General features: G+C 54.5%; 23 protein-coding genes. 11 read left to right on the top strand and 12 right to left on the bottom strand.

Annotated elements, in window-relative coordinates; translation table 11 throughout:
- Positions 1 to 184 precede the first annotated feature (184 nt).
- A complete protein-coding gene (locus tag AC6I8J_RS06910) occupies positions 185 to 760 on the top strand; it encodes a cytochrome b (RefSeq protein WP_161733817.1) in 576 nt (191 codons plus the stop codon).
- A gap of 1 nt (position 761) precedes the next feature.
- Entirely contained in the window at positions 762 to 1,337 is a 576-nt protein-coding gene (locus AC6I8J_RS06905; RefSeq protein ID WP_161733819.1) for a YceI family protein, read from the top strand.
- Between the two features lie 39 nt (positions 1,338 to 1,376).
- Here the strand turns inward: AC6I8J_RS06905 and trhO are convergent, their stop codons facing one another.
- Complete coding sequence (gene trhO, locus AC6I8J_RS06900) at positions 1,377 to 2,426, bottom strand: oxygen-dependent tRNA uridine(34) hydroxylase TrhO (protein WP_150009771.1); 1,050 nt, start codon at positions 2,424 to 2,426, stop codon at positions 1,377 to 1,379.
- A 253-nt stretch (positions 2,427 to 2,679) separates the two neighbouring features.
- On the opposite strand from trhO, the gene AC6I8J_RS06895 reads away from it, so the two are divergent.
- The 3 genes from AC6I8J_RS06895 to AC6I8J_RS06885 all read left to right on the top strand — a co-directional run bounded on the left by AC6I8J_RS06895 (position 2,680) and on the right by AC6I8J_RS06885 (position 4,942).
- Positions 2,680 to 3,603, top strand: coding sequence for a Kdo(2)-lipid IV(A) acyltransferase (locus AC6I8J_RS06895; RefSeq protein ID WP_150009773.1), 924 nt, complete (start codon positions 2,680 to 2,682; stop codon positions 3,601 to 3,603).
- A 540-nt stretch (positions 3,604 to 4,143) separates the two neighbouring features.
- Positions 4,144 to 4,410 (top strand): hypothetical protein, encoded by a 267-nt coding sequence (locus tag AC6I8J_RS06890; protein ID WP_237566701.1) that lies wholly within the window; start codon positions 4,144 to 4,146, stop codon positions 4,408 to 4,410.
- 130 nt (positions 4,411 to 4,540) lie between these two features.
- Complete coding sequence (locus tag AC6I8J_RS06885) at positions 4,541 to 4,942, top strand: MysB family protein (RefSeq protein WP_013357421.1); 402 nt, start codon at positions 4,541 to 4,543, stop codon at positions 4,940 to 4,942.
- Here AC6I8J_RS06885 and AC6I8J_RS06880 read toward each other — a convergent pair.
- The 3 genes from AC6I8J_RS06880 to AC6I8J_RS06870 all read right to left on the bottom strand — a co-directional run bounded on the left by AC6I8J_RS06880 (position 4,933) and on the right by AC6I8J_RS06870 (position 9,383).
- Positions 4,933 to 5,145, bottom strand: a complete 213-nt coding sequence (locus tag AC6I8J_RS06880) for a YceK/YidQ family lipoprotein (protein WP_161733850.1) — start codon at positions 5,143 to 5,145, stop codon at positions 4,933 to 4,935. The genes AC6I8J_RS06885 and AC6I8J_RS06880 overlap by 10 nt on opposite strands.
- A gap of 157 nt (positions 5,146 to 5,302) precedes the next feature.
- The gene (gene mdoH / locus AC6I8J_RS06875) at positions 5,303 to 7,855 is read right to left on the bottom strand and encodes a glucans biosynthesis glucosyltransferase MdoH (protein WP_161733821.1); all 2,553 of its coding nucleotides are present in this window, start codon (positions 7,853 to 7,855) and stop codon (positions 5,303 to 5,305) included.
- A complete protein-coding gene (locus AC6I8J_RS06870) occupies positions 7,848 to 9,383 on the bottom strand; it encodes a glucan biosynthesis protein G (protein ID WP_190285891.1) in 1,536 nt (511 codons plus the stop codon). The genes mdoH and AC6I8J_RS06870 overlap by 8 nt, the downstream gene beginning before the upstream one ends.
- Before the next feature lie 268 nt (positions 9,384 to 9,651).
- On the opposite strand from AC6I8J_RS06870, the gene mdoC reads away from it, so the two are divergent.
- Positions 9,652 to 10,776, top strand: a complete 1,125-nt coding sequence (mdoC, locus tag AC6I8J_RS06865; RefSeq protein WP_161733823.1) for a glucans biosynthesis protein MdoC — start codon at positions 9,652 to 9,654, stop codon at positions 10,774 to 10,776.
- A gap of 191 nt (positions 10,777 to 10,967) precedes the next feature.
- Here the strand turns inward: mdoC and AC6I8J_RS06860 are convergent, their stop codons facing one another.
- A complete protein-coding gene (locus AC6I8J_RS06860) occupies positions 10,968 to 12,428 on the bottom strand; it encodes a phospholipase D family protein (RefSeq protein ID WP_497825196.1) in 1,461 nt (486 codons plus the stop codon).
- A 155-nt stretch (positions 12,429 to 12,583) separates the two neighbouring features.
- On the opposite strand from AC6I8J_RS06860, the gene AC6I8J_RS06855 reads away from it, so the two are divergent.
- Positions 12,584 to 13,768 carry a glycoside hydrolase family 1 protein gene (locus AC6I8J_RS06855; RefSeq protein ID WP_497825195.1) on the top strand — a complete coding sequence of 395 codons (1,185 nt, stop codon included), beginning with the start codon at positions 12,584 to 12,586 and terminating at the stop codon, positions 13,766 to 13,768.
- Here AC6I8J_RS06855 and AC6I8J_RS06850 read toward each other — a convergent pair.
- The 6 genes from AC6I8J_RS06850 to AC6I8J_RS06825 all read right to left on the bottom strand — a co-directional run bounded on the left by AC6I8J_RS06850 (position 13,735) and on the right by AC6I8J_RS06825 (position 19,092).
- Positions 13,735 to 13,908: a hypothetical protein gene (locus AC6I8J_RS06850; RefSeq protein ID WP_202604932.1), complete on the bottom strand. Its 174-nt coding sequence runs from the start codon at positions 13,906 to 13,908 to the stop codon at positions 13,735 to 13,737. The genes AC6I8J_RS06855 and AC6I8J_RS06850 overlap by 34 nt on opposite strands.
- 40 nt (positions 13,909 to 13,948) lie before the next feature.
- Complete coding sequence (locus AC6I8J_RS06845) at positions 13,949 to 14,092, bottom strand: hypothetical protein (RefSeq protein ID WP_010246429.1); 144 nt, start codon at positions 14,090 to 14,092, stop codon at positions 13,949 to 13,951.
- A 407-nt stretch (positions 14,093 to 14,499) separates the two neighbouring features.
- On the bottom strand, positions 14,500 to 15,885 hold the full coding sequence (locus AC6I8J_RS06840) for an efflux transporter outer membrane subunit (RefSeq protein ID WP_202604933.1): 1,386 nt from the start codon (positions 15,883 to 15,885) through the stop codon (positions 14,500 to 14,502).
- Entirely contained in the window at positions 15,882 to 16,976 is a 1,095-nt protein-coding gene (locus tag AC6I8J_RS06835; RefSeq protein WP_161733829.1) for an HlyD family secretion protein, read from the bottom strand. The genes AC6I8J_RS06840 and AC6I8J_RS06835 overlap by 4 nt, the downstream gene beginning before the upstream one ends.
- Positions 16,973 to 18,658 carry an MFS transporter gene (locus AC6I8J_RS06830; protein ID WP_161733831.1) on the bottom strand — a complete coding sequence of 562 codons (1,686 nt, stop codon included), beginning with the start codon at positions 18,656 to 18,658 and terminating at the stop codon, positions 16,973 to 16,975. The genes AC6I8J_RS06835 and AC6I8J_RS06830 overlap by 4 nt, the downstream gene beginning before the upstream one ends.
- Before the next feature lie 2 nt (positions 18,659 to 18,660).
- Entirely contained in the window at positions 18,661 to 19,092 is a 432-nt protein-coding gene (locus AC6I8J_RS06825) for a MarR family winged helix-turn-helix transcriptional regulator (protein WP_013357394.1), read from the bottom strand.
- 145 nt (positions 19,093 to 19,237) lie between these two features.
- On the opposite strand from AC6I8J_RS06825, the gene AC6I8J_RS06820 reads away from it, so the two are divergent.
- From AC6I8J_RS06820 to AC6I8J_RS06805, 4 genes are all read left to right on the top strand, one after another.
- Entirely contained in the window at positions 19,238 to 20,086 is an 849-nt protein-coding gene (locus tag AC6I8J_RS06820; RefSeq protein WP_260057834.1) for an AraC family transcriptional regulator, read from the top strand.
- Between the two features lie 41 nt (positions 20,087 to 20,127).
- A complete protein-coding gene (locus AC6I8J_RS06815; protein ID WP_222924206.1) occupies positions 20,128 to 20,535 on the top strand; it encodes a DUF2000 domain-containing protein in 408 nt (135 codons plus the stop codon).
- A 394-nt stretch (positions 20,536 to 20,929) separates the two neighbouring features.
- Positions 20,930 to 21,190 carry a biofilm/acid-resistance regulator YmgB/AriR gene (locus AC6I8J_RS06810; RefSeq protein WP_161733837.1) on the top strand — a complete coding sequence of 87 codons (261 nt, stop codon included), beginning with the start codon at positions 20,930 to 20,932 and terminating at the stop codon, positions 21,188 to 21,190.
- 137 nt (positions 21,191 to 21,327) lie between these two features.
- Positions 21,328 to 22,833, top strand: a complete 1,506-nt coding sequence (locus AC6I8J_RS06805) for a SulP family inorganic anion transporter (RefSeq protein WP_161733839.1) — start codon at positions 21,328 to 21,330, stop codon at positions 22,831 to 22,833.
- A 35-nt stretch (positions 22,834 to 22,868) separates the two neighbouring features.
- On the opposite strand, the gene AC6I8J_RS06800 is transcribed toward AC6I8J_RS06805, so the two are convergent.
- Positions 22,869 to 23,069, bottom strand: coding sequence for a DUF6404 family protein (locus tag AC6I8J_RS06800; RefSeq protein WP_161733841.1), 201 nt, complete (start codon positions 23,067 to 23,069; stop codon positions 22,869 to 22,871).
- Position 23,070 lies beyond the last annotated feature (1 nt).

The following is a 23,070-nucleotide window of genomic DNA, read 5'->3' as shown; positions in this document are numbered from 1 at the left end:
GCCATTTAACGTTGACGACTCTCCCGCCAGAAATATCTCATTCAGTAATATTGCTCATCTCGCTGCAGTTTTATTCAACCTTTTCATCCTGGAAATTAAAATTTATAGAAGCGTAAGGACGATTGCTTTTATATTTCATAATGTGGATGCTTATTTCAGATTATTTCTTTATGAAACCCACATTATGTTATTACGTAATACACCCCATCAGTTTGGATTGGTTGCTGTGCTACTGCACTGGTCAATGGCGCTGGCGATTTATGCCATGTTTGCGCTAGGACTCTGGATGGTTGGTCTTGGCTATTACGATAGCTGGTATCACGACGCGCCGGAAATCCATAAAAGTATTGGCGTCATTCTGTTGCTGACGCTGATCATTCGCCTGCTATGGCGCGTTATTTCCCCACCGCCAAAGCCGCTGAGCAGCTATTCCCCGCTGGTGCGCATCAGTTCAGTAGTGGCGCACCTGCTCCTTTATACCCTGCTGCTGGCCATTCTGATCAGTGGCTATCTGATCTCCACCGCCGATGGCAAGCCCATCTCCGTATTTAACTGGTTTACGCTGCCCGCGCTGTTCAGCGGCGCAGGCGAACAGGCAGACCTGGCAGGCGACATTCATCTCTGGCTGGCCTGGACGGTTGTGGTCCTGTCGGTACTGCATGGTCTGGCTGCGCTAAAGCATCATGTTATCGATCGCGATATCACCCTAAAACGGATGTCAGGTTTACGTCTCCCCTTCCCCTCTGAAAAGGATAAATAATATGTTTAAGAAGACCCTGCTGGCGATGACCGGTGCCAGCCTGCTGCTCGGCTCAATGACTGCGGGTGCCGCAGACTATAAGATTGATAAAGAGGGCCAGCACGCCTTTATCCAGTTCCGCATTCAGCACCTGGGTTACAGCTGGCTCTACGGCACCTTCAAAGATTTTGACGGCAGCTTCACCTTCGATGAGAAGAACCCGGCAGCAGATAAAGTTGACGTGACCATTAACACCAGCAGCGTCGATACCAATCACGCGGAACGTGACAAGCACCTGCGTAGCGCTGACTTCCTGAACAGCAGCAAAAACCCGCAGGCCACCTTCAAATCCACAGCAGTAAAGAAAGAGGGTGATGAGCTGATGATTACCGGCGATCTCACGCTGAATGGCGTGACTAAGCCGGTGACGCTGGAGGCAAAAATGCTGGGTGAAGGCAAAGACCCGTGGGGCGGCTACCGCGCTGGCTTTGAAGCCGAAGGCGAAATTACACTGAAAGATTTTAACATTACCAAAGATCTGGGGCCAGCTTCGCAGAAAGTGGAGCTGATGATCTCGGTTGAAGGTGTGCGCCAGTAACACAGCAAGCCGCCTGAAGCTGACTTCAGGCGGCCACGATTATTTCTTCACTGGTGACGGAATGGTCATGTTTAACAGGCCACGCGACTTGTTAAAGATCTTGTTGCCATTCTCGCGTCCAGCCCGACGAGCGCGCTGCTCCTCCGGTGAGAGTTTCGCCTCTTCCTGACAGATCGGGCTACAGCAGTTCTCAAATTTCTCTGCGCAGCTTTTGCACTGGATAAATAGCAGATGACAGCCGTCATTGACGCAATTGACATGGGTATCACAGGGCTCGCCGCACTGATGACAGTTCGATAGCACGTCGTCAGAGATCCGTTCACCCATCCGCTCATCAAACACAAAATTTTTGCCTTTGAAGCGAACCGGTAATCCCTGTTCACGGGCGCGCCGGGCATACTCGATGATACCGCCTTCAATGTGGTAAACATCCTCGAAGCCGTTATGCCGCATCCAGGCGCTCGCCTTTTCACAGCGGATCCCGCCGGTGCAGTACATTACGATCTTTTTGTCTTTCTGATCCTGCAGCATATCAACCGCCATCGGCAGCTGATCGCGGAAGGTGTCAGCAGGCACTTCCAGCGCATTATCGAAGCGGCCCACTTCATATTCATAGTGGTTACGCATATCAACGAACAGGGCATCAGGATCGTCCAGCATGGCGTTAACCTCGGCCGCTTTCAGATACTGACCTACGTCGCTGGCATCAAAACTGGCGTCATCGATACCGTCCGCAACAATGCGATCGCGCACTTTAAGGCGCAATACCCAGAATGATTTTCCATCATCATCCAGCGCAATATTCATTCGCAGGTTGTTCAGCGCCGGATCAAAGCCATACAGCCACTCTTTCATCTTTTCATACTGGCTGGCGGGCACGCTGATCTGTGCATTAATACCTTCGTGCGCGACATAGACGCGGCCAAAGACCTTGAGTGACGTCAGGCCAAGGTAGAGCGCGTCGCGGAAAGCTTTAGGGTCGGCAATCTGGAAATATTTATAAAAAGAGACTGTGGTGCGCGGCTCAGTTTCAGCCAGCATGCGCGCCTTCAGCTCTTTATTGGAAACGAGGTTATGTAACACTGGCATGGTGTTCTTTCCTGTTATCAATAGGAGAAATTTAGCGGGCACATGATACCTGATTTCACCGGGATGCAAAGACCAGTCTCGGAATCAGGCGCGGGTTGCTGTTTTTTCCGGCACTATCTGGCTATTTAACAGCAGCCTGCAGTCGTCCGTTCTGTCAGTGATATTTATACGCACGATAAAAACTGGCACAATAGCGTAAATCAATGAGATATCAGCACTGCATGGTGCGCGACGCAGGAAAATTACTCTTCACATGACTCAGTTGCCTCAGTTTTCACGAGAACTGCTTCACCCGCGCTATTGGCTGACCTGGCTGGGTGTCGCTTCTCTTTATCTTTTGGTGCTACTTCCTTATCCCCTGCTTTATGTGCTCGGCTGCAATATTGGTCGTATTGGGATGCGTTTTATGACGCGACGCGTCAGTATCGCCCGACGTAATCTGGAATTAACATTTCCTGATATGCCGGTTAACGAACGCGAAGCGATGGTTAAGCACAATTTTGAATCAGTCGGTATGGGATTGATTGAGACCGGTATGGCGTGGTTCTGGCCAGACTGGCGCATCAACAAATGGCATAAGCCTTCGGGTCTGGAGCATATCCAGCAGGCGCGAGATAGTCAGCGTGGCGTGCTGCTCATCGGCATGCACTTTCTGACGCTGGAGATTGGTGCACGCATGTTTGGCATCCATAATCCTGGCATTGGTGTCTATCGCCCCAATGACAATAAACTGATCGACTGGCTGCAGGTAAAAGGCCGGATGCGGTCAAATAAAAGCATGATCGATCGTAAAGATCTCAAAGGCATGATCCGCGCACTGAAGCACGGTGACATCATCTGGTACGCACCCGATCATGATTATGGCCCGCGTAGCAGCGTCTTTGTGCCCTTTTTCGCTGTAGAAAAAGCAGCCACGACAGTGGGCACGCATCTGCTGATCCGCACCGGTAAACCGGCAGTTATCCCCTTTGTGCCGCGTCGTCTGCCCGACGGCCGTGGTTATGAACTGATGATACTGCCTGACATCAGCGCCGAATTTACGCTGGAAAGCGATGAAGTGACCGCCGCCAGGATGAATAAAGTGGTCGAAGAGGGCGTCCTGCTGGCTCCCGAACAGTACATGTGGCTCCACCGCCGCTTTAAAACACGCCCTGAAGGCGAGCCTTCACGTTATTAATCAGTTCGCGCTAAATGTTCACCTGACATTTAGCGCGTTTCTGACCCGACATCCTGCTAAATAAATCAGTCACTCAGCACAGAAGAATCCTTTCAGTCATATTTCAGGGCCAGCGAGGAGTATGGGACTATAACCGGAATATAATTTATTTCTGTTTACCGTTAAAATCGCTAACCAATTAATTCACCGCAGACCGCTGAACGCTCACTTTAGCTTTTTATTAATTAATATTGCAGCGATCTCTGTTTAGTTTTATTTGGCGCTATTTATTCCGCATGCCAGGCCTAATCCTATTTAGCCGGCCTTAATGATATCTCTGCGCTTATGAATCGATAAAAATTAACTGATTTTACAATCGATTACTCAGTAAATCTGGCTTATATTCCATTTTTTATTTTTTTAACATACTGATAGATCGTTATGGAATTTGAAGTCGTTTGTGATTATCGGTAATTTCATTTGTAACAGTCAGACCTTTAACAGACCTGGCCAAAACTATAAAAAAGACAATACACAGCAACCTCTAACGGGACAGATTATATGAACAAAGGTCTCTACTATTACGTTACTATCGGCACCGATCAGGACAATTATCATTTTCTCCATCGAAAGGGGTGCAAACGCTTGCCTGATAAAGACGAGCTGATATTTATCGGCACATTATATAATCTGAGTCAGGCACTTTCGATCGCCAGAATTAATTTTAAGAAAGTGAAGCCCTGTATAAAATGTTGTATCCGCTACTCAGCACCGGTGATTCATGAGTCTGTTCAACCCGTCCTGCACTTTCCGCAAAAGATGATCTGATCCTGGCTGGCGGAAAATGGCTTATTTCCCGCCAGTTGCACCGCCCTGCCCTTTCCCTCCCTCAGATTTCGTCTATCCTTCACTGAAATCAAAACAATCCGTAGTTAATGAACCCGTAAGGAGAAGAGCGATGAGCATGTACAGTACGTTAGAGGAAGCGATTGATGCTGCACGTGAGGAGTTCCTCGCTAACAACCCTGAAGTGGATGAAGAAGAAGCTTCAATCGGTCAGTTTGGTCTGCAAAAATATGTGATGCAGGATGGCGATATCATGTGGCAGGCTGAGTTCCTGGCAGATGAAGGTGATGCGGGTGAATGTCTGCCTTTCCGCAGTGGCGAAGGTGCGCAGGCTATTTTTGATGCTGACTTTGATGAAGTGGAGCTGCGTCAGGAGTGGTTAGCGGAAAATACGCTGCATGAGTGGGATGATGGCGAATTCCAGCTGGAGCCGCCGCTTGACACCGAAGAGGGTGAAGCTGCGGCACAAGAGTGGGAGGATGATAACAGCGACTCCGATCGCAGTTATTCGTAAGGACCGTGACTGGCATCCACCGGTAATAATAGGGTGTCCATCACCAGTGACAGCGGCAGATCAAGGATGGTCAGTACCCGCCACCCGCTGTCACGCACGTCCCACTGCACGCCGGGATAATACTGATTACCGTGCCCCTGTCCGGGCACGGTACGGCTGATAATACTGCCGCATCCGCTTAAGCAGAGCACAGCCGCAACGATAACGCCTGTCTTAAATAACCCTTTCACCACTGATATCCGCCCTGAACAGCCTTTGAAATCGTCACACGCTGCCTGCGGTGACGGCCAGCACTCAATTTATCATCCTGATGCTGTTTTAATCCGATAAAAAAAGCGGCATCGCTGCCGCTTTTTCAGATTACGCGTTTTTTGCCAGCGCGTGAGGGTTAAGCGTGAGTTTCTGATAACTCTCTACCCACTGATGATACTTGTCCGCATTTTCCCACAGTCGGGTATGAACACGGGCCAGCACCACCGGATCGCTGATCAACTGCAAACGCTGCTCGCGACCCAGTTTGTCCGGAGCATCGCTCAGCGCCTGATCTACACGTCGATCGCGGGCATAGTCCAGTAACTGACTCTGCTTATGACGTGATGTCGCCAGTGCCGTTGCCAGCGCGTTAAAGGCGGGATGGAACAGGGCATGCATAAAGCCATTTTCCAGCGCACGTTCGCGGTTCAGCAGCACATAGCGATCGGTATCGACCAGCTCCTGCGGCGGCGAGTACTCTTCCGGGATCAGAAACAGTTTGGCTTTCTTGCTCTTAAGGCCCAATGTTGCGCGGCTCGACATCACCGAAACAAACGGCGACAGGATCAGTGAGAAAACAATAGGAGCCAGCCACCACAGGAAGTTGAGATCCAGCAGTCCCATACCAATTGCCCATACCAGACCCAATGCCATCTGCGAACCGTGACGTTTAAACGCCTCGCTCCACGGCGTGGCATCGTCATCACGCTGCGGTGAGTTCCAGACCACTTCCCAGCCCAGGAAGGCACTGACCACAAACACCGTATGGAACAGCATGCGCACCGGTGCCAGCAGCACCGAGAACAGCGTTTCCAGCACCAGTGATGCCAGCAGGCGCAGCGGCCCACCGTAGGCTTTCGATCCTTTAAACCAGATCAACACCACACTCAGCATCTTTGGCAGGAATAGCAGCACCATCGTGGTCGAGAAGAGCGCTATCGCCAGCTCAGGACGCCACTGCGGCCAGACCGGGAACAGCTGCCGCGGTTGCAGGAAGTAGGTCGGTTCCATCAACGTATGCACCACCTGTAAGGCAGTGGAGAGCGCCAGGAACATAAACCACAGCGGAGCCGACAGGTAAGACATGACGCCGGTCAGGAACACCGCACGGTGAACCGGGTGCATCCCTTTTACCAGGAACAGGCGGAAGTTCATCAGGTTGCCGTGACACCATCGACGGTCACGCTTCAGCTCATCCAGCAGGTTCGGTGGCAGCTCTTCATAGGAACCCGGCAGGTCATAGGCAATCCAGACGCCCCAGCCGGCACGACGCATCAGCGCGGCTTCAACGAAGTCATGTGACATGATTGAACCGGCAAAAGAGCCTTCACCCGGTAACGGGGCCAGCGCACAGTGCTCAATAAAGGGTTTCACGCGGATAATGGCGTTGTGACCCCAGTAGTGAGACTCGCCCAACTGCCAGAAGTGCAGACCGGCAGTAAACAACGGACCGTAGACGCGGGTTGCGAACTGCTGACAGCGCGCATAGAGCGTATCCATACCCGAGGCTTTCGGCGACGACTGGATGATACCGGCATTCGGATTCGCATCCATCATGCGCACCAGACCGGTCAGACACTCACCGCTCATGACGCTATCGGCATCCAGTACGACCATGTAGCTGTAGTTGCTGCCCCAGCGACGGCAGAAGTCATCGATGTTACCGCTTTTACGCTTCACACGACGACGACGACGGCGATAGAAGATCTTGCCCGCCCCGCCAACATCCCGCACCAGTTCCATCCAGGCTTTCTGCTCGGCAATGGCGATATCCGCATCGTAGCTGTCACTGAGGATGTAGACATCGAAATGTTCAGCGTTACCGGTGCGAACCACAGACTCCCAGGTTGCACGCAGACCCGCATAGACACGCTCAACGTCTTCATTACAGATCGGCATAATCAGCGCGGTACGATGTTCCGGATTAAGCGGCTCATCTCCGACCGTTGAGTACGAAATACTGTATTTGTCACGGCCAATCAAGAGTTGCAGGAAGCCCATCAGGGCGGTCCAGAAACCGGCTGAAACCCAGCAGAACAGGATAGCGAACAGGAACAGGATGCCGGTCTGCAACACATAGGGCAGGATCTGCATCACTGACTGCTGCCAGTTCTGATTGATCATCTCCATCGGGTCCAGCAGCGTCCAGCCCTGATAGGGCAGAATACTTTTCATGTACCAGGTGGCGACCACGGTCTGGAAAATGGTCAGGATCAGCAGGATATAGCGGCGAATCGAACCGACATGACGCCACTTCTCTTCGGCACGCTGCTCTTCCGCATTGGCATAACGCGGCACCGATTTATGACCACGCAGTGAGTCCCAGGCACGGGCAACCGGGTTGGTACGCCAGGCTTCCGGGAACATCAGTGAGCGTTTAACCTTCGGCATCGCTTTCAGCGTGGTACGGTCGAGATAATCTTTACCCAACTGCTGGCCGTCGGCCAGCGAATCGGGCCAGGCCATTTCGACCCGCGATGAGACCGATTTTAACGGCGCATCGTCGGGACGATCACTGGCTGCGACATCCCTGCCCAGCGCATCATGGATGAAGTGGAACTCGCTGGCATTCTGCAATGAGACGCTCAGGCGGGCCTTCCCTGCCGCATCCAGCGGCAGAGATTCCACATAACGTTGAGGTGTAAAAGTGGATTTATTCATTGGCAGGTAACTGATAGCTCCAGGTTTCCGTCAATGTCTTGTCGCCGCTGACCAGGGCCGCACGCATTTCGGTGGACTGTTTGGCATCCTTTACACGCAGACGCAACACCAGACGCCAGCCTTTGGTGACCGGGTTATAACGTACGCTCTGCTCGACCACATCAGCATTTTTGCCGACGCTGACCTGCGGTGCCACCTGGCTGTTTTCCGCCATCTTACTCATGTCTTTACCCACGAAGTCGATGGTGAAAGCCACGGTGCCATCCGGCTGACGCACGAGATTAGACTGCTTCACGTCACCCGCTGAACGGAGGGTGTTTTTGACCCAGGCCGTATCGTCGGAGTGCAGCTGGTTTTCATCGCGTGAGAAGTGCAGACGATATTTGAAGTTCATCTCTTTGCCAGGCTCTGGCAGCGTCTCTGGCGTCCAGAACGCAACAATGTTGTCGTTGGTTTCGTCGGCCGTCGGGATTTCAACCAGTTCGACCCGGCCTTTACCCCAGTCGCCGATTGGCTCAACCCAGCCGCTTGGACGCAGATCATAGCGGTCATCAAGATCCTGATAGTTGTTAAAGTCACGCCCGCGCTGCAGCAGACCAAAGCCTTTTGGATTCTCGATAGTATAGGTGCTCACCGCCAGATGACGCGGGTTATTCAGCGGACGCCAAATCCACTCCCCGTTGCCATTGTGGATGGAGAGACCGTCAGAATCGTGCAGAGCCGGACGGAAGTTGTTCACCGTAGATGGCTGGTTCTGCCCGAACAGGAACATACTGGTCAGCGGTGCAATACCCAGTTTGCCAACGTTATCACGCAGGTAAACTTTTGACTGCACATCAACGGTTGACGCTTCACCCGGATGCAGCACAAAGCGATACGCACCCGCCGCGCGCGGCGAATCGAGCAGTGCATAGATCACCAGCTGTTTGTCCTGTGGTTTAGGACGCTGAATCCAGAACTCTTTGAAACGCGGGAACTCTTCACCGGACGGCAGCGCCGTATCAATAGCCAGTCCACGCGCCGACAGGCCATAAACCTGACCGGCACCGATCACCCGGAAGTAGCTGGCACCCAGGAAGCTGGCGATCTCATCGTTTTTACCCTTGTTGTTCAGTGGATAAAGGACTTTGAAACCGGCAAAACCGAGGTTTTTCACCGCATCCGCGTCATGTTTTACATTACCGAAATTAAAATAATCGGGGTTGTATTTAATCTCGCGCACCGCGCTGGCGGTCACTTCGTTAATCTGCACCGGGGTATCGAAGTACATGCCCTGATGATAGAACTCCAGCTTGAATGGCGTGCGCAGTTTGCCCCAATACGCTTTATCGTGGTTAAACTGGATCTGCTGATAATCAGCAAATTTCATTTCACGAAATTGAGAGGGTAAATTGCTTTTAGGCGCTTCGAAGCTTTTCCCTGCCAACGCTTTGGCTTGTTTTGCAACATCATCGATATTAAACGCCCAACTGTTATTAGCGTACAACGCCAGCAGAACTGCAGTACCAATCCAGCGTACCTTCATCAGTCCGGCTTTATTTTTTTCTTTAGTCAGCACATCCCCCCCTTTCGTGTGCTTAAATCAAACCCGTTTATCTTAAAGGATTATTCGGTTTTCCGACAGCTTATGCGCAACATTGTTCCCGCATTTCGTCAGGCTTAACGCTACTTTTAGGACAATTAGACACTACGGATTCCACTGATAGTATACCCGGTTTATCCCAGGTAGAATTTTGCCCGAGCATAATCCGGTTTCAGGGTGAAACTGGCCAAACGTACTAACGAACTGGAACTTTATGAGTACTGTAAAACCTGAACGTGAATACTTCCTCGACTCCATCCGCGCGTATCTGATGTTACTGGGGGTGCCGTTTCACGTTTCCCTCATCTACTCAGCACAGAAATGGGCAGTAAACAGCCAGGAGGCCTCATTATGGCTGACGCTGCTGAATGATTTTATTCATGCGTTTCGTATGCAGGTCTTTTTTGTCATCTCGGGCTACTTCTCCTACATGCTGTATCTGCGCTATCAGCCACGACGTTTCCTGAAGGTGCGTCTGGAACGCGTGGGGATACCGCTTCTCACCGCCGTTCCACTGCTCACGCTGCCGCAATTTTTCATGCTGAAAGCGTGGACAGATAAACTGGCTGACTGGCCTCGTTTCACGCCGTATGAGAAATTTAATAACCTGATGTGGGAACTGATTTCACACCTGTGGTTCCTGGTAGTACTGGTGATGCTGACCACGCTGGGCATGGTGACGTTCCGCTGGTTGCGCGATCAGCATCGCACCATTGATTACACGCGGGTTGGCTGGGGTGCACTGACCGCTGGCGTACTGGCGTGGGCGCTGGTCTGGTGCGTGTTTCGCCGTCTGGTGTTTCTGTTCCAGCCCGCCTGGCTGATGGATGGTTTGTTCAATATCATCGTGATGCAGACACTTTTCTATCTGCCGTTCTTTATGCTCGGGGCGCTGGCGTGGAAGCATCCACCACTGAAGCAGCTGTTTGTGCGGTTTAATCCCGTGATGTGGATTGGCGCGGTGTTGATGTTTGTCGCCTACTGTACCAATCAGCGTCTGAGCAGCGGCGATGGCTGGTTATATGAGCTGGATGCAATCATCACGACGCTAATGGGACTTTGCATGCTGAACGTCTGCTTCTGCTTTGGTCACAAACTGCTTAACGCGCATTCACCGCGCATCATGTATCTGGTCAATGCATCACTGTTTATCTATCTGGTGCACCATCCGCTGACGCTGCTGTATGGCATTTATGTCACGCCGCGCATCGAAAACAACACGCTGGGCTTCTTCGTTGGCCTGTTGATGGTGTTTGGCATCGCATTTCTGCTGTATGAGATTCACCTGCGCATCCCGCTGCTGCGGTTCCTGTTCTCGGGGAAGTTTGAGCGTAAATAAGATGGTTCAGCCATTTATGGTTTTAGCCGCAGACAGCTAAAGAGTTCAACAGCGATGGGCGCATACGCCCGCAGCAAAGCATACCGGGCCAGGTACGGCCCGCGCTGAGCCCGCCAGGGATGGCGGGTTTTGCGTCTTTGCGGAAGGCGTATGCTTTCTGAGCCAGAGCCTGTACCCAGGTAAGTTACAGCTTACAGCAGCCATTCAATCGGCAGTCGCCACACTAACCGCACCTGCAGCCGTTGCCACCAGGAGCAGCCCGGCTCGTGTTTATGCACGATCTGCTGCGGCTCATCCGGATACTCCAGCCAGTTTACCCGTCCCCACTTATCCAGCCGCAGCGTCCATGCCCGATCGCGCATCGACTGACTGAAGCGCTGATGCGTTTCTCCGGCCAGCGCCGCACTCTCAATCACCAGTCCCATTTCCGTATTCAGCACCGCTGAACGGGGATCGAAGTTAAACGAGCCGATAAACAGCGTCTGTTGATCCACCGAAAAGGTTTTGGCATGCAGGCTGGAGCCAGAGTTACCGGTTAATCCCCGATCGTGCGGGGCTTCAGGGACGTTCGCCTGTGGTTTTAGCTCATAGAGCGCAATGCCATGGCGCAGCAATTTCTTGCGCCATTTGGCGTAACCGGCATGAACAATCGACACATCGTTGGCCGCCAGCGAGTTGGTCAGAATGGCAATTTTCACCCCTTTGCGCTTCAGCGCCAGCAACTGGGCGACGCCTGCACGAGTTGGCACAAAGTAGGCAGAGATGATATCGAACTGCTCCTGCGGCGTGCCAATGACCTCCAGCATCCGCTGCGGCAGCAGGCTTCTGGCGCGCGCTTTACCCAGCCCTTTACGCGGATCGTCACTCAGCAGGCGTGCTTTTGCCCAGGTCAGCGCCAGCGTCCCCTCTTCCAGCTCCTGCAGCAGCGATGAATTTTCCAGCCGCTTCAGATAGCGCTGAACCGGCTCACTGTGACCCCATTCTGCTGGCAGACTCACACTGTCCTCATCCGGCGCCTCATCATCCAGCACCTTCTGCAGCGGGGACACCGGCTTACTGTGCCAGTAGCGCTCAAAATCCTCTGCCACCTCTTTCACCACCGGGCCAATCGCCATCACGTCGAGATCGGCAAACAGCGGTTCATTACCGGTGCCGAAATATTCGTCGCCGACATTGCGCCCGCCAACCACGGTCGTCACGCCATCCACCGTAAAGCTCTTGTTGTGCATGCGGCGGTTCAGACGGGCAAAATCGGTGAGATAGCCCAGCGCTCGCAGGGTGCGAAACGAGAATGGGTTAAACAGCCGGACCTCAATATTGGGATGGCGATTAAGCTGGGCCAGCGTCTCGTCCAGGCCCGGCGTATTATTATCATCCAGCAACAGCCGTACCTTTACGCCGCGTCGGGCTGCCTCCAGTACGGCGCTGAACAGCAGCCGGCCAGAGAGATCGTTTTGCCAGATGTAATACTGAATATCGAGTGACCGCTCCGCTTTCTGCATCAGCAGATAACGGGCAGCAAAGGCATCCAGCCCGTCGCTCAACTGATGGACACCGCTCAGCCCTGGGTGGCGCTGGCACTGAGGCTCCAGCCGTGTTTCCAGCCAGCTGGTCTGTTCTGATCGCTGCGAGAGCTCAAACGCTTCGGTCATGAAAATTCCCTGTAAAATGCAGTTATTTTTATTATTCCCCGGCCTGGCGTCTGACGCCATACCTCTGCGCCGATTGAATGAGCGGTCACGGGCGTTTTTTAGTCTAGACTTAACCGGACGATCTGTGACCGGCATTTGTCCGGCAGGAGAGGAATATGTCCCATCAATCCCTTACAGATGCCCGCCAGCGCTACCATCCCAGTCTGTTCCGCAGCTTTTTCCAGGGCAGTTTTCCCTGCTCCACTGCCTGCCGTACGCCAGGGAAACGGCTGGATATGGTGATCAGCAGCGGACACGATATGCTACTGGAAAAAGATTATGCCGCACTGGCTGAGCAGCATCTGCATACCGCCCGTGACGGTGCGCGCTGGCATCTGATTGAAAAGATTCCAGGTCAGTATGACTGGCAGAGCTTTCTGCCCATGATTGACGCCGCACGACGTCAGCAGATGGAGATCATCTGGGAGCTGGCGCACTTCGGTTATCCCGATCATCTTAATATCTGGAAAGCCGAATTTGTTGATCACTTTAGCCGGTTCGCCCGCGCAATGGCGCAACTGATGCGCGACCAGGGCATTGAACGCCCCTTCTTTACGCCGGTGAATCAAATATCATTCTGGTCATGGGCTGGTGCAGATGTCGCCTGGTTTAATCCCCATGCCGCACAGCGTGGTAAAGAGCTGAAGCGCCAGTTGGTCCGCGCCTCGCTGGCAGCCATTCATGCCATTCGCGACATCTATCCGGAGGCACGCTTTGTGCTGACCGACCCGCTGGTTCAGATTGCCCATCATCCCGATAACCCGGACAGCAAACCCTATGCCGATGCACAGCATCAGGCGCAGTTCGAAGCCTGGGATATGCTGGCCGGTCGCGTTGATAAGGAGTTAGGCGGCAGTGAAGATTGCCTGGATATTCTCGGCCTGAACTACTATCCCGACAACCACTGGTTTTTCCCCGATCAACCGATGTCACAGGATGATCCGGTGCGCGAGCCGCTGCATATTATGCTGGCGCAGTGCTGGCAGCGCTACCAGCGGCCGATGCTGATTGCCGAAACCGGCGCAGAAGGTGACGCACGTGCGCCCTGGCTGCAGGAAATTAGTGAAAATGTGGCGGTGGCGCTGGATCAGGGCATTGCGGTGGAGGGTATTTCGCTCTATCCGGTGGTGGAATATCCCGCCTGGGCCGATGACCGGCGGTCGCCAGGTCCGCTGCTGGGACTCGCCGATCCTAATGGCAACCGAAACCTGCATGAGGCGTTAGCGCTGGTGTTGCGCAGTCAGCAGATTAAGTTTGCGACGCGTAATCAGACATGCTCAGACGGTGGCTTTTTGGGGTGACACGACTGAACGTCGAGCGTGGGGTCGGCAGGATGACGAACGTCGGTCAGCCAGACCATCGTAAACAGGAACGTCACCCCGATCAGGCAGGCAGCCAGTAAACCGATAATTGCGATTAATTTATCATCTCCGGAGTCCATCGCCTTCTCCTTATTCAGTCCGTTGGAGCCCCTGTGTGCGTCAGCTCATCCAGAGCGTAATCATCAGCACAAAGATTATAAGCGTTACCGAGGTCACCGCAAGCACCACTATCGCAAAGTGCGCATCGTCAAGTGACTGGCGAATTGGCTCATCGTGATCGTCGGGCGGCAAGGGCAAAGACATAACTATCCTGTGAAAAATAGGGGGGCGCCGGACGTGATGCGGCAGGTGACAGTGTAAATGAAAGGCGGATTATCGTCCGGTTCTTTCGTCCGGAAAATAAACCGGCTCGTGAAATCATGGAACCCGAGCCTGTCAGTCGACCTGTGAGTAAGCGAGTTTCATCCCTGCACTCTTTTCGTTATCGGTGTGAAGCCGGCGTTCGTTGGGTTGCTCCCGCTGGTGTTAAAGAGTGCGTGCCTGAAAGCCTTTATAAGCGCCGCATCAGGCTTTCACAGTAGAAGTTTATTCTGCGGTTCAGCAATAGTGGGTCATCTGATTTGTCGGCAATTTGCTGGCAATCTTTATACTCAAAACGTCTGCCGACAGATCATGGCAACCGCGCGCACATTACTGAGCGGCCAGGGCAATTACGGTGTGGCAGCGGGAGTCCAGCCACCGCCCAGCGCGCGGTAGAGGTCGATCTGCGCCAGCAGCAGATTATTTTTAACCGTCACCCGATTGAGCTGGGTTGAAAACAGAGTTCGCTGGGCATCCAGTTCATCAAGATAAGAGGCGTAACCGTTCTGATAGCGATTGCGGGCAATGCGCAGCGCCTCCGTTACATAGGCCTCCTGCTTTTGCAGCTCCTGAAGTTGTGCCTCACGCTGCCTGATAGCGTCTATCGCATCGTTAACTTCCGAGAAGGCGTTGCGCACCACTTTTTCATAGCCATAAAGTGCCTGATTGCGTGTCGCCATGGAGACATCCACCTGCGCCGTCAGCGCTTCACGGTTCAGCAGCGGTGCGAGGATGCTGCCCCCCACGCTCCACAACCGGAACGGGTCATCCGCCAGCTGATGTAGCACCGAACTCTGCAGGGTGCCGGTGGCGGTGAGGTTCAGACCTGGCAACAGCTTCGCCCGCGACGATGCCAGGCTCCCATCTGCGGCCAGTAACTGACGCTGTGCCTGCACAATGTCCGGACGGCGATTGAGCAGCTCTGAGGGCAGCAGTGACGGCATCTGCTGCGGTAAGATCTGGTCGAACTGCTGACGACGGGCGATGCTGCGCGGATTCATGCCCACCAGAATGCTTAGCGCATTCTCCTGCTGGGTGATCTGATGCTGCAGCTGCGGCATCTGCGCTCTGGCTGACTGATATTCCGAGGCGGCCTGCATCCACTCCAGTCTGGAGGTATAGCCGGTTTCAAACTGACGCTGTGCCAGCTTCAGCGAATTGTTGCGGGTCGCCAGCGTCGCCTCCGTCACCCGCAACTGCTCATCCAGCGCACAGAGGTTAAGATATCCTGACGCCACCGAACTGGCGATGGTCAGCTCGGCCGCAGATGCGGCGGCCTGCTGCGCCGCTAAAGTCGCCTGTGCGGCCGAAATGCTACTGCTGCGCGCTCCCCAGAGATCGACCTCATAGTTCGCCTGTAATAAGCCCTGAAAAACATCAGTTTCATACGGCTGGCCCGTCACTGATGAGAGCGTACGTTCGCGGGTCGCAGCAACCCCGGCGCTCAGAGTCGGAAAGTTATCGCCCTGCGTGGCGCGTAGCTGAGCACGATACTGATCAACGCGGGATCGCGCTGTGAGAATATCGGGATTATTGCGCAACGCCTGCGTCACCAGCCGGTTGAGGTATTCATCATGAAACGCGCGCCACCACTCTGCTTCCGGCGCAGCCGCTGGCCCGACACTGTTGCGCCAGGCTTCGGGGATCGGCAGAGAGGCCGGTGCCTTTTCAACCTGCGTGGCGCAGCCTGTCAGTGCCAGCGTCAGCGCGCTGACCAGTAAGCCGCGTCGTATCATGGCGCGGCCTCAGCAGTGGGCTGAGCAGCGGTGTCGATGTTAACTTCGACCGACATCCCCGGACGCAACTGATGCATATCCTGATCGTGGATGCGGATGCGAACCGGAATACGCTGTGCGATTTTAACGAAGTTGCCGGTAGCGTTGTCGGGCGAAATGGCGCTGAACTCCGAACCGGCGGCCGGTGAGATAAATTCCACCTGCCCGTTAAAGCGTTTGCCATCCAGTGCATCGACCCGAATTGTCACCGGCAGGCCGGGACGAATATGGGCCAGCTGGGTCTCTTTCAGATTCGCGATAATCCATTTGTGATTCGGGACCACCGAGGTCAGGCGCGTACCTGCCGTGACATAGGCACCGGTGCGAACCGACAGCTGACCGAGCTGGCCATCATCGGGCGCGGTAATGCGGGTATTTGCCAGATCGATCTCCGCCAGCTCCAGCGCAGCGCGTGCGCTGTCGACATCGCCTTCCAGCGCATCACGGTTAACGATGACGGTTTGCAGATTCTGCTGGGCGACGGCGATCTGCGCCGCAGCCTGACGTACCTGCGCCTGCGCCTGGGCGTCTGCGGCTCGGGCGGCGTCGCGCTCACGCACTGACAGCGATCCATCTGCCGTAAGATTTTCAACGCGCTTCAGGTCAAAGCCGCTTTTCAGCGCCTGGGCTTTAGCATTCTCCAGCGCCGCTTTGTTGCTCTGGATAGTAGCTTCGGCACTGCGCCGCTGCTGCAGATTATTGTTGAGTGCCGCCTGCTTCATCGCCAGCTGCGCCTGCGCCTGATGCACCCGCTGGCGATAGATACGGTCGTCAATCGTCATCAGCAGCTGCCCTTTTTTCACCGGCTGCAGGTCAATCACTTCTACCGAAGTGAGATAGCCATTAACCTGCGGGCTGATAAAGGTGACCTGACCGCGCACATAGGCGTTTTCGGTACTTTGTATAGCGCTGGTGAAGGGCCAGAGTTGCCAGGCGTAGAGAATAACCAGTACGCCAATCACCACAATGCCGCTGCCTGCGGCAATAGAAAGAATACGGCGGCGATTCGCGCGCTCGCGTTCCGCCGCCTGAAGCTCATCCTGCTGACTCATTGTTTCTCCGTTGATTCCTGTAACGCGGCCAGCTGTTGCTGCTCACGCAGGTTAAATTGCGCCTGACGCCAGTCAAGATAGCGACGTCGGGTTAAACGCCAGATCACCCACATCAGCGTAATCAACGCCAGTGCCGCGGTTAACAAATAAGTGTCGTTCCAGGCGAGCACATTGGCCTGCAGCGTGGCAACCGTCTGTAACTGGCTGGTGCTCTGCGCACTGCGCAGAACGTCGTCACCCACCAGCGAATTAAACAGCGCATTGTACTGGCTGAGTCGCTCGGTAACATTGGGATCGAGCAATGAGAGCTGATCGCCCAGCAGGCTGGAGTGATATTTTTCCCGCCAGACCTGAAACGTGCCCAGAATCGCCGAGCCGATCAGCCCGCCCAGGTTCTGACTCATGCCAAACAGCACCACAAAGCTCACCAGATTTTTCGGCTGCGTAACTACGCTGCCAATGCCCATCAGCATGGCGGGTGCCATGAAAAAAGCGCTGCTGAAACCCAGCAGAAACTGGCTGAAATACATCTCGGGGCCACGGGTCAGCGGACTGGATTGCGCATCCATCAGTGAGGCGATAATCATCACCAGCAGCGAGGTGACAATTGGCCAGTTAAGATGTGCAGGCTTGATGGTCAGCGCACTGGCAGCAATGCCCGCGATAACCCCGGCCATGATTGCCAATGCCAGACCGCGCATCTGATCGTTCTGCAGGCCGATTTGCTGCAAAAAGCCGACCGCACCGGTGTTCTGTTCCGCCAGCACAATACGGATCATGATCATCACAATGCCCAGCCGCACCATCATGCCGCTGCTGAGCCAGCGGGTATTAATCAGCGGGTTGCGCCGGTTATGCTCAATGACGATCGCCGCGACAATTAGCGTCAGGGCAATCGCGGTACAGATACCGAGCCAGGGCGTGGTAAACCACCACTCAATACGCCCCAGCGTCAATACACCGCACAACAGCGCCATGCCGGGCGCCAGCAGGATAAAGGTGACGAAGTCCATCTTCTCAAAAGTTTTAATGCGATCGCCCGGAGGCAGTTTCACCAGCAGGACCCCACCGAGCGCAATCAGCGCCAGACCGAGTTCAAACAGATAGAGACCGCGCCACTCGTTGAGCTGCAGTAGTTCCGACGAGAATAAGCGGGCCAGCGGGATAGCCAGCTGCGAGACCGTCAGGCCTATCACCAGCGCTTTCAGCCTGTGTTTCGCGGGCCAGGCCTGTACCTGGTAGTAAATACCCAGCGAGCTGAGCGCCGCAGCCACCATACCATGGGCCGTGCGCACAACGATCGCCGAGCTGAGGTCGTTGGCAAACAGATGAAAGAACGCCACCAGCACATAGAGCACCAGAAACGCTTCGGTAAAGACACGCAGGCCAAACTGCTGACGGAACTTCACCAGCAGCAGGTTGATCGAGATATTACCCATTACGTAGACCGCAGGCAGCCAGGCAATCTCATTCGACCAGGCCCCAAAGGTGCCCTGCAGATTAACCAGATTTGCCGTGACCAGCGCGTTACTTAGCGCACCAGTCAACGAGATCAGTAAGCCGATCAGACCAAACGCCAGACGTTTTGGCATCGGATGCAGCGGGGTCGAGGGCGAACCCGGCAGCATCGGTTTTTCATGCGGCAACCACTCGCGGACAGCGTAGGGATTTCGCTTTGCCACTGCTACATACTTCCCATACGGCTCAGCAGTTGTTGCAGTACACGTTCGGTGACGGCCAGATCCTGCGGATCAATATCGGCCAGCATTTCAGTACGGAGTGCATCAGCTTCGGTTTTCACTTTAGCAAACGCTTCGTTGCCCTTTTCGGTCAGCACCAGGTGGCGTTTACGGCGATCTTCCGGCGGTTGTACCCGCGTCAGCAGTGACTGTTTGACCAGCCGATCCACCAGCGGCACCATGCTGGCATCTTCCAGTCCCAGCAACTGAGCCAGTTCGGTCTGGGTCATGCGTTGCGGTTCGCTGGCAATCAGCCCGATAGCCATCCAGCTGCTCATGCTTAAGCCGCTATCTTTGAGGTGACGATCCACCGCCAGCCGCCAGGCATGGGCGGTCAGATGCAGTAAATGGGTAAAGGTACGCGTGTGCTGAGACAAATGTTAGCAGCCTAATAGTAAGATTTCTAATTGAGTGGAAGCGTTATTATACGCAAAGCGAAACACGATTGAAAAGCGTCCGGCCTGTTAAAAATTAGTGGATCGCGGCAGAATGTCCAGAGGCCGCAACCGGGAGCCAGACAACATGCAACAGGCATCAGCAAACTGGATCGATCTGCATCGCGACGCCGTCAGTGGTATCGAGGCTCTGCGCGCCCATTTTACCGGTCACGCCTATGATCCGCACTGGCACGACAGTTATCTGATTGGCGTGACCGAGCAAGGTGTACAGCAGTTTCATTCGCGACGCAAACAGCATCAGAGTCGTCCCGGAACGGTCTTTATGCTGGAGCCGGAGGAGCTGCATGATGGGGATGCCATCAATGACAGCGGTTTCACCTACCGGATGCTCTATCTTTCTCCACAGCAGATTGCCCGCCACCTCGCCCCTGAGCAGGCTGATGCCCCCTCACCGCGTGAGCTGCGGTTTGCCGCCACGCTGCGCGATGACCGCCCGCTGGCGTATGCCGTCTGGCACGCATTTGATGCGCTGTGGCACAACCATCCTGCCATCATCAAAGAGGCAGCGATGGACCGGATGTTTGGTCAGCTCACCCCGCACCGGCATTGGTCACTGCCCGCACAGCCCATAGACAAAGATGCCCGGCTGGCGCTGCAGGCGCGTGACTGGCTGATTGCCCATCATGCGGATAATCCCGGGGTAGCGCAGATGGCACAGCATCTTCAGACAGATCGCTTCCGGCTGTCGCGCCTGTTTCAGACGCACTGGGGTTTGCCGCCCCACGCCTGGCTGGTGCAGTGGCGACTGAGCCAGGCACGACGCCAGCTGGCGCAGGGCCAGCCTGTCGCCGATGTAGCCGCTGCGCTGGGTTTCGCCGATCAGAGTCATCTGGGCCGCTGGTTTAAGCGCGCCTGCCAGCTCTCCCCCGCCCGTTATCAGCACGCCTGCACAAATCTTCCAGACCTGGGTTAAGCCACTTGCCACAATGCGTTTTTTCAGACAGGAGAAGCGCTATGCAGGACAAACGATGTGTAATGATACTCAATGCCGCTCTGCCGCCAGGCAAAGCAACCAACGCCGCCGCCGTAATCGCCTTAACCCTGGGACAGCGTCATCCGATGCTGGTTGGCAACGCGCTGACAGACGCAGAGATGCGTCCTTCTCCCGGTTTGATTACTACCGGCATTCCGGTCCTGGCCGCCACCGACGAACAGCTCAGTGTTTTGCGGGAACAGTGCGAACAGGCGGAGTACGATCTGGTGCTGTTTCCCGAAGCGGGTCAGAGCACCACCGATTATCAGGCGCTGGGTGACGTACTACGGCAACAACCGCGTCAGCATTGGCGTCTGTCTGGACTTGCTATCGTTGGCGATAAGAAAGCGCTGCGTAAGATGACGGCAAAACTGGCGCTTTTCAGTTAGTTTTTCAACAGGAAGCAGACTGCTGTTTCCCTTGACTCTCCCACTCCATCAGCCGGCCCCGTCGTTTGTATAGGTTATTTGTACAGATTTTGATTCGGATTAATCCTTATAAGCGACTGATAAGTGAATAATAGCACTTTTTATCAAAGGTTCTGATTGTACAAATTACCCTTCATTGTATAAGTTTACTGCCATGAGTTGTCATGCGACTCTGTAACGAATGATGCACTTGCGTCGCCTCTGAAGGTGTCAGTGGATTTCCACCTTCAGAGGTTATTTTTTATCTGTTCAGTCTTTGCAGCTGGCACCATCGCATCTGTCCATGTGATGGTTTTTTTGATCGATTTTGTCCTGACATCCGAACCGGAATCGGGCTGTTCTGAAGGGCTTACACATGCAAACTATTCTTCCCCGGACCAATCAGGAAATTGCTGATTACTTTAATCCTGCTGCCAATAAGCCAGCCAGCGAGATGGAAATGCTGGGTATCCTTGTTGCAGAAATTTTGCAGTCAGGCATGCCAGTGAGTAATAAAGCCATTATCTCAAAGCTTATTCACCGGCTGGAACTGGAAAGCGACAGGGAGATGCTGGACATCTACCGGCAGCTGCTTGACCTGGTAGTCCATAAAACCCCGGACGATTTTTCACTGTAATCGCGACTCCATGGAGGGAGTCATCCCCCTTTTTCTGGCATCTTCGCCAGTCGCCCGGTACTATCTGCCCTTACCATTATCCAAATCTTCCCGCCCCTCGTGCGGGAGCAAAACAACTAAAGAGCCTGCAAAACTTTATGACCCAAACCAATGATGTTGCCGCGACCGACGTTGTGGCGGGCGATGTCAGTGTGGGGCGCGTTCTGCGTTCGCCTGCGCTGCTGACCCGCGAATGCCTGGCCGGTGTGATTACCGCGCTGGCGCTGATCCCTGAAGTGATCTCCTTTTCCGTTATTGCTGGCGTTGACCCTAAAGTCAGCCTGGTCGCCTCGGTGGTGCTCTGCCTGACGCTGTCGATACTGGGCGGACGCCCGGCAATGGTCACGGCAGCGGCAGGTTCTGTGGCGCTGGTTATCGGGCCGATGGTCCATCTGCACGGTGTTGAATATATTTTGCCGGCAGTGGTGATGGGCGGTGTCATTCAGATTCTGTTTGGCGTCGTCGGTCTGGCGCGCATGATGCGCTATATCCCCCGCTCGGTCATGCTGGGATTTGTGAATGCGCTCGGCGTGCTGATTTTCTTTGCTCAGGTGCCGCACGTCTGGGGGCAGTCATCACTGGTGTGGATCTTCTTTGCCGTCACCCTGGCTATCGTGCTGCTGTTACCGCACCTGTTAAAGAGTATTCCTTCTCCTCTGGTCGCCATTGTTGTGGTGACTGCGGTCGCACTGTTAATGGGCTATCGCATGCCGAACGTGGGCGACGAAGGGCCAATGAGCCCCGGCCTGCCCGGTTTTAACAGTCTGCTGGTGCCGCTCAACCTGCAGACCCTGCAGATTATCTGGCCCACCGCACTGAGCATCGCCTTTGTCGGACTGATGGAATCACTGCTGACCGCCAAACTGGTCGATGATCTGACCGATACCCCCTCCAGTAAGCGACGTGAAGCCTGGGGCCTTGGGGTAGCAAATATCTTTGCCGGTTTTTATGGCGGCATTGCCGGGTGCGCGATGATAGGGCAGACGATTGTTAACGTTGAGCTGGGCCGGGCGCGTAGCCGTGTCTCCACCGTAGCCGCCGGTCTGGTGCTGCTGTTACTGGTGACCGGACTCAGCCGGATTATGGCGCAAATCCCGATGGTGGTGCTGGCTGGGATCATGATGGTGGTGGCGGTGAAAACCGTTAACTGGCATAGCCTGCAGCCCGCTACCCTGAAACGTATGCCGTGGTCAGAGACGCTGATTATGGTGCTGACGGTGGCAGTGACGGTCTGGACAGGGAATCTGGCGCTGGGCGTGCTGGCTGGGGTGCTCCTCGCGATGCTGCTCTTTGCCCGCCGTATTGCCCACGTTATTCATGCGGAACGCCAGCTGAGCGACGATGGCAGGTCAGTGCGCTATGTGGTGCGTGGTCCACTGTTCTTTGCCAGCAGCAACGATCTGTTTGAGCATTTCGATTATGCACATGACCCGAAAAAGGTGACGATCGATTTAACCCACGCACAAATCTGGGATGCATCCAGCGTTGCGGCACTGGATGGCATTGAGTATCGCTATCAGCGTTATGGTGCAGAGGTGACCATTGAGGGGCTGGATCCACGCAGTACTGATTTCCATCAGCGCCTGACCGGTAATTTCGGCTAAGAGGGTGTGTTCTGCTGCCTCTCAGGCAGCAGAATTTACTCAGCCTGTTGTCGGCGCGCCCGATAACGGCCCACCATCGTAATCAACGCCTGATAGATTAAACCGGCGTAGAGACTTGTCAGAATCGCCAGACCAGGCTCCTTGCCCTGCTGCTGCCATGACATAAACCACATGAATACGCCCCACAGTACAGAGAACACCAGCCAGCCGCGGACGAACTTCATAATGCCATTCATA

The organism is Pantoea sp. X-Soil-ISGK-355, assembly GCF_059730805.1.
Note: the sequence above shows the minus strand (reverse complement) of the source record. Positions and strands in the feature narration are given on the sequence as shown.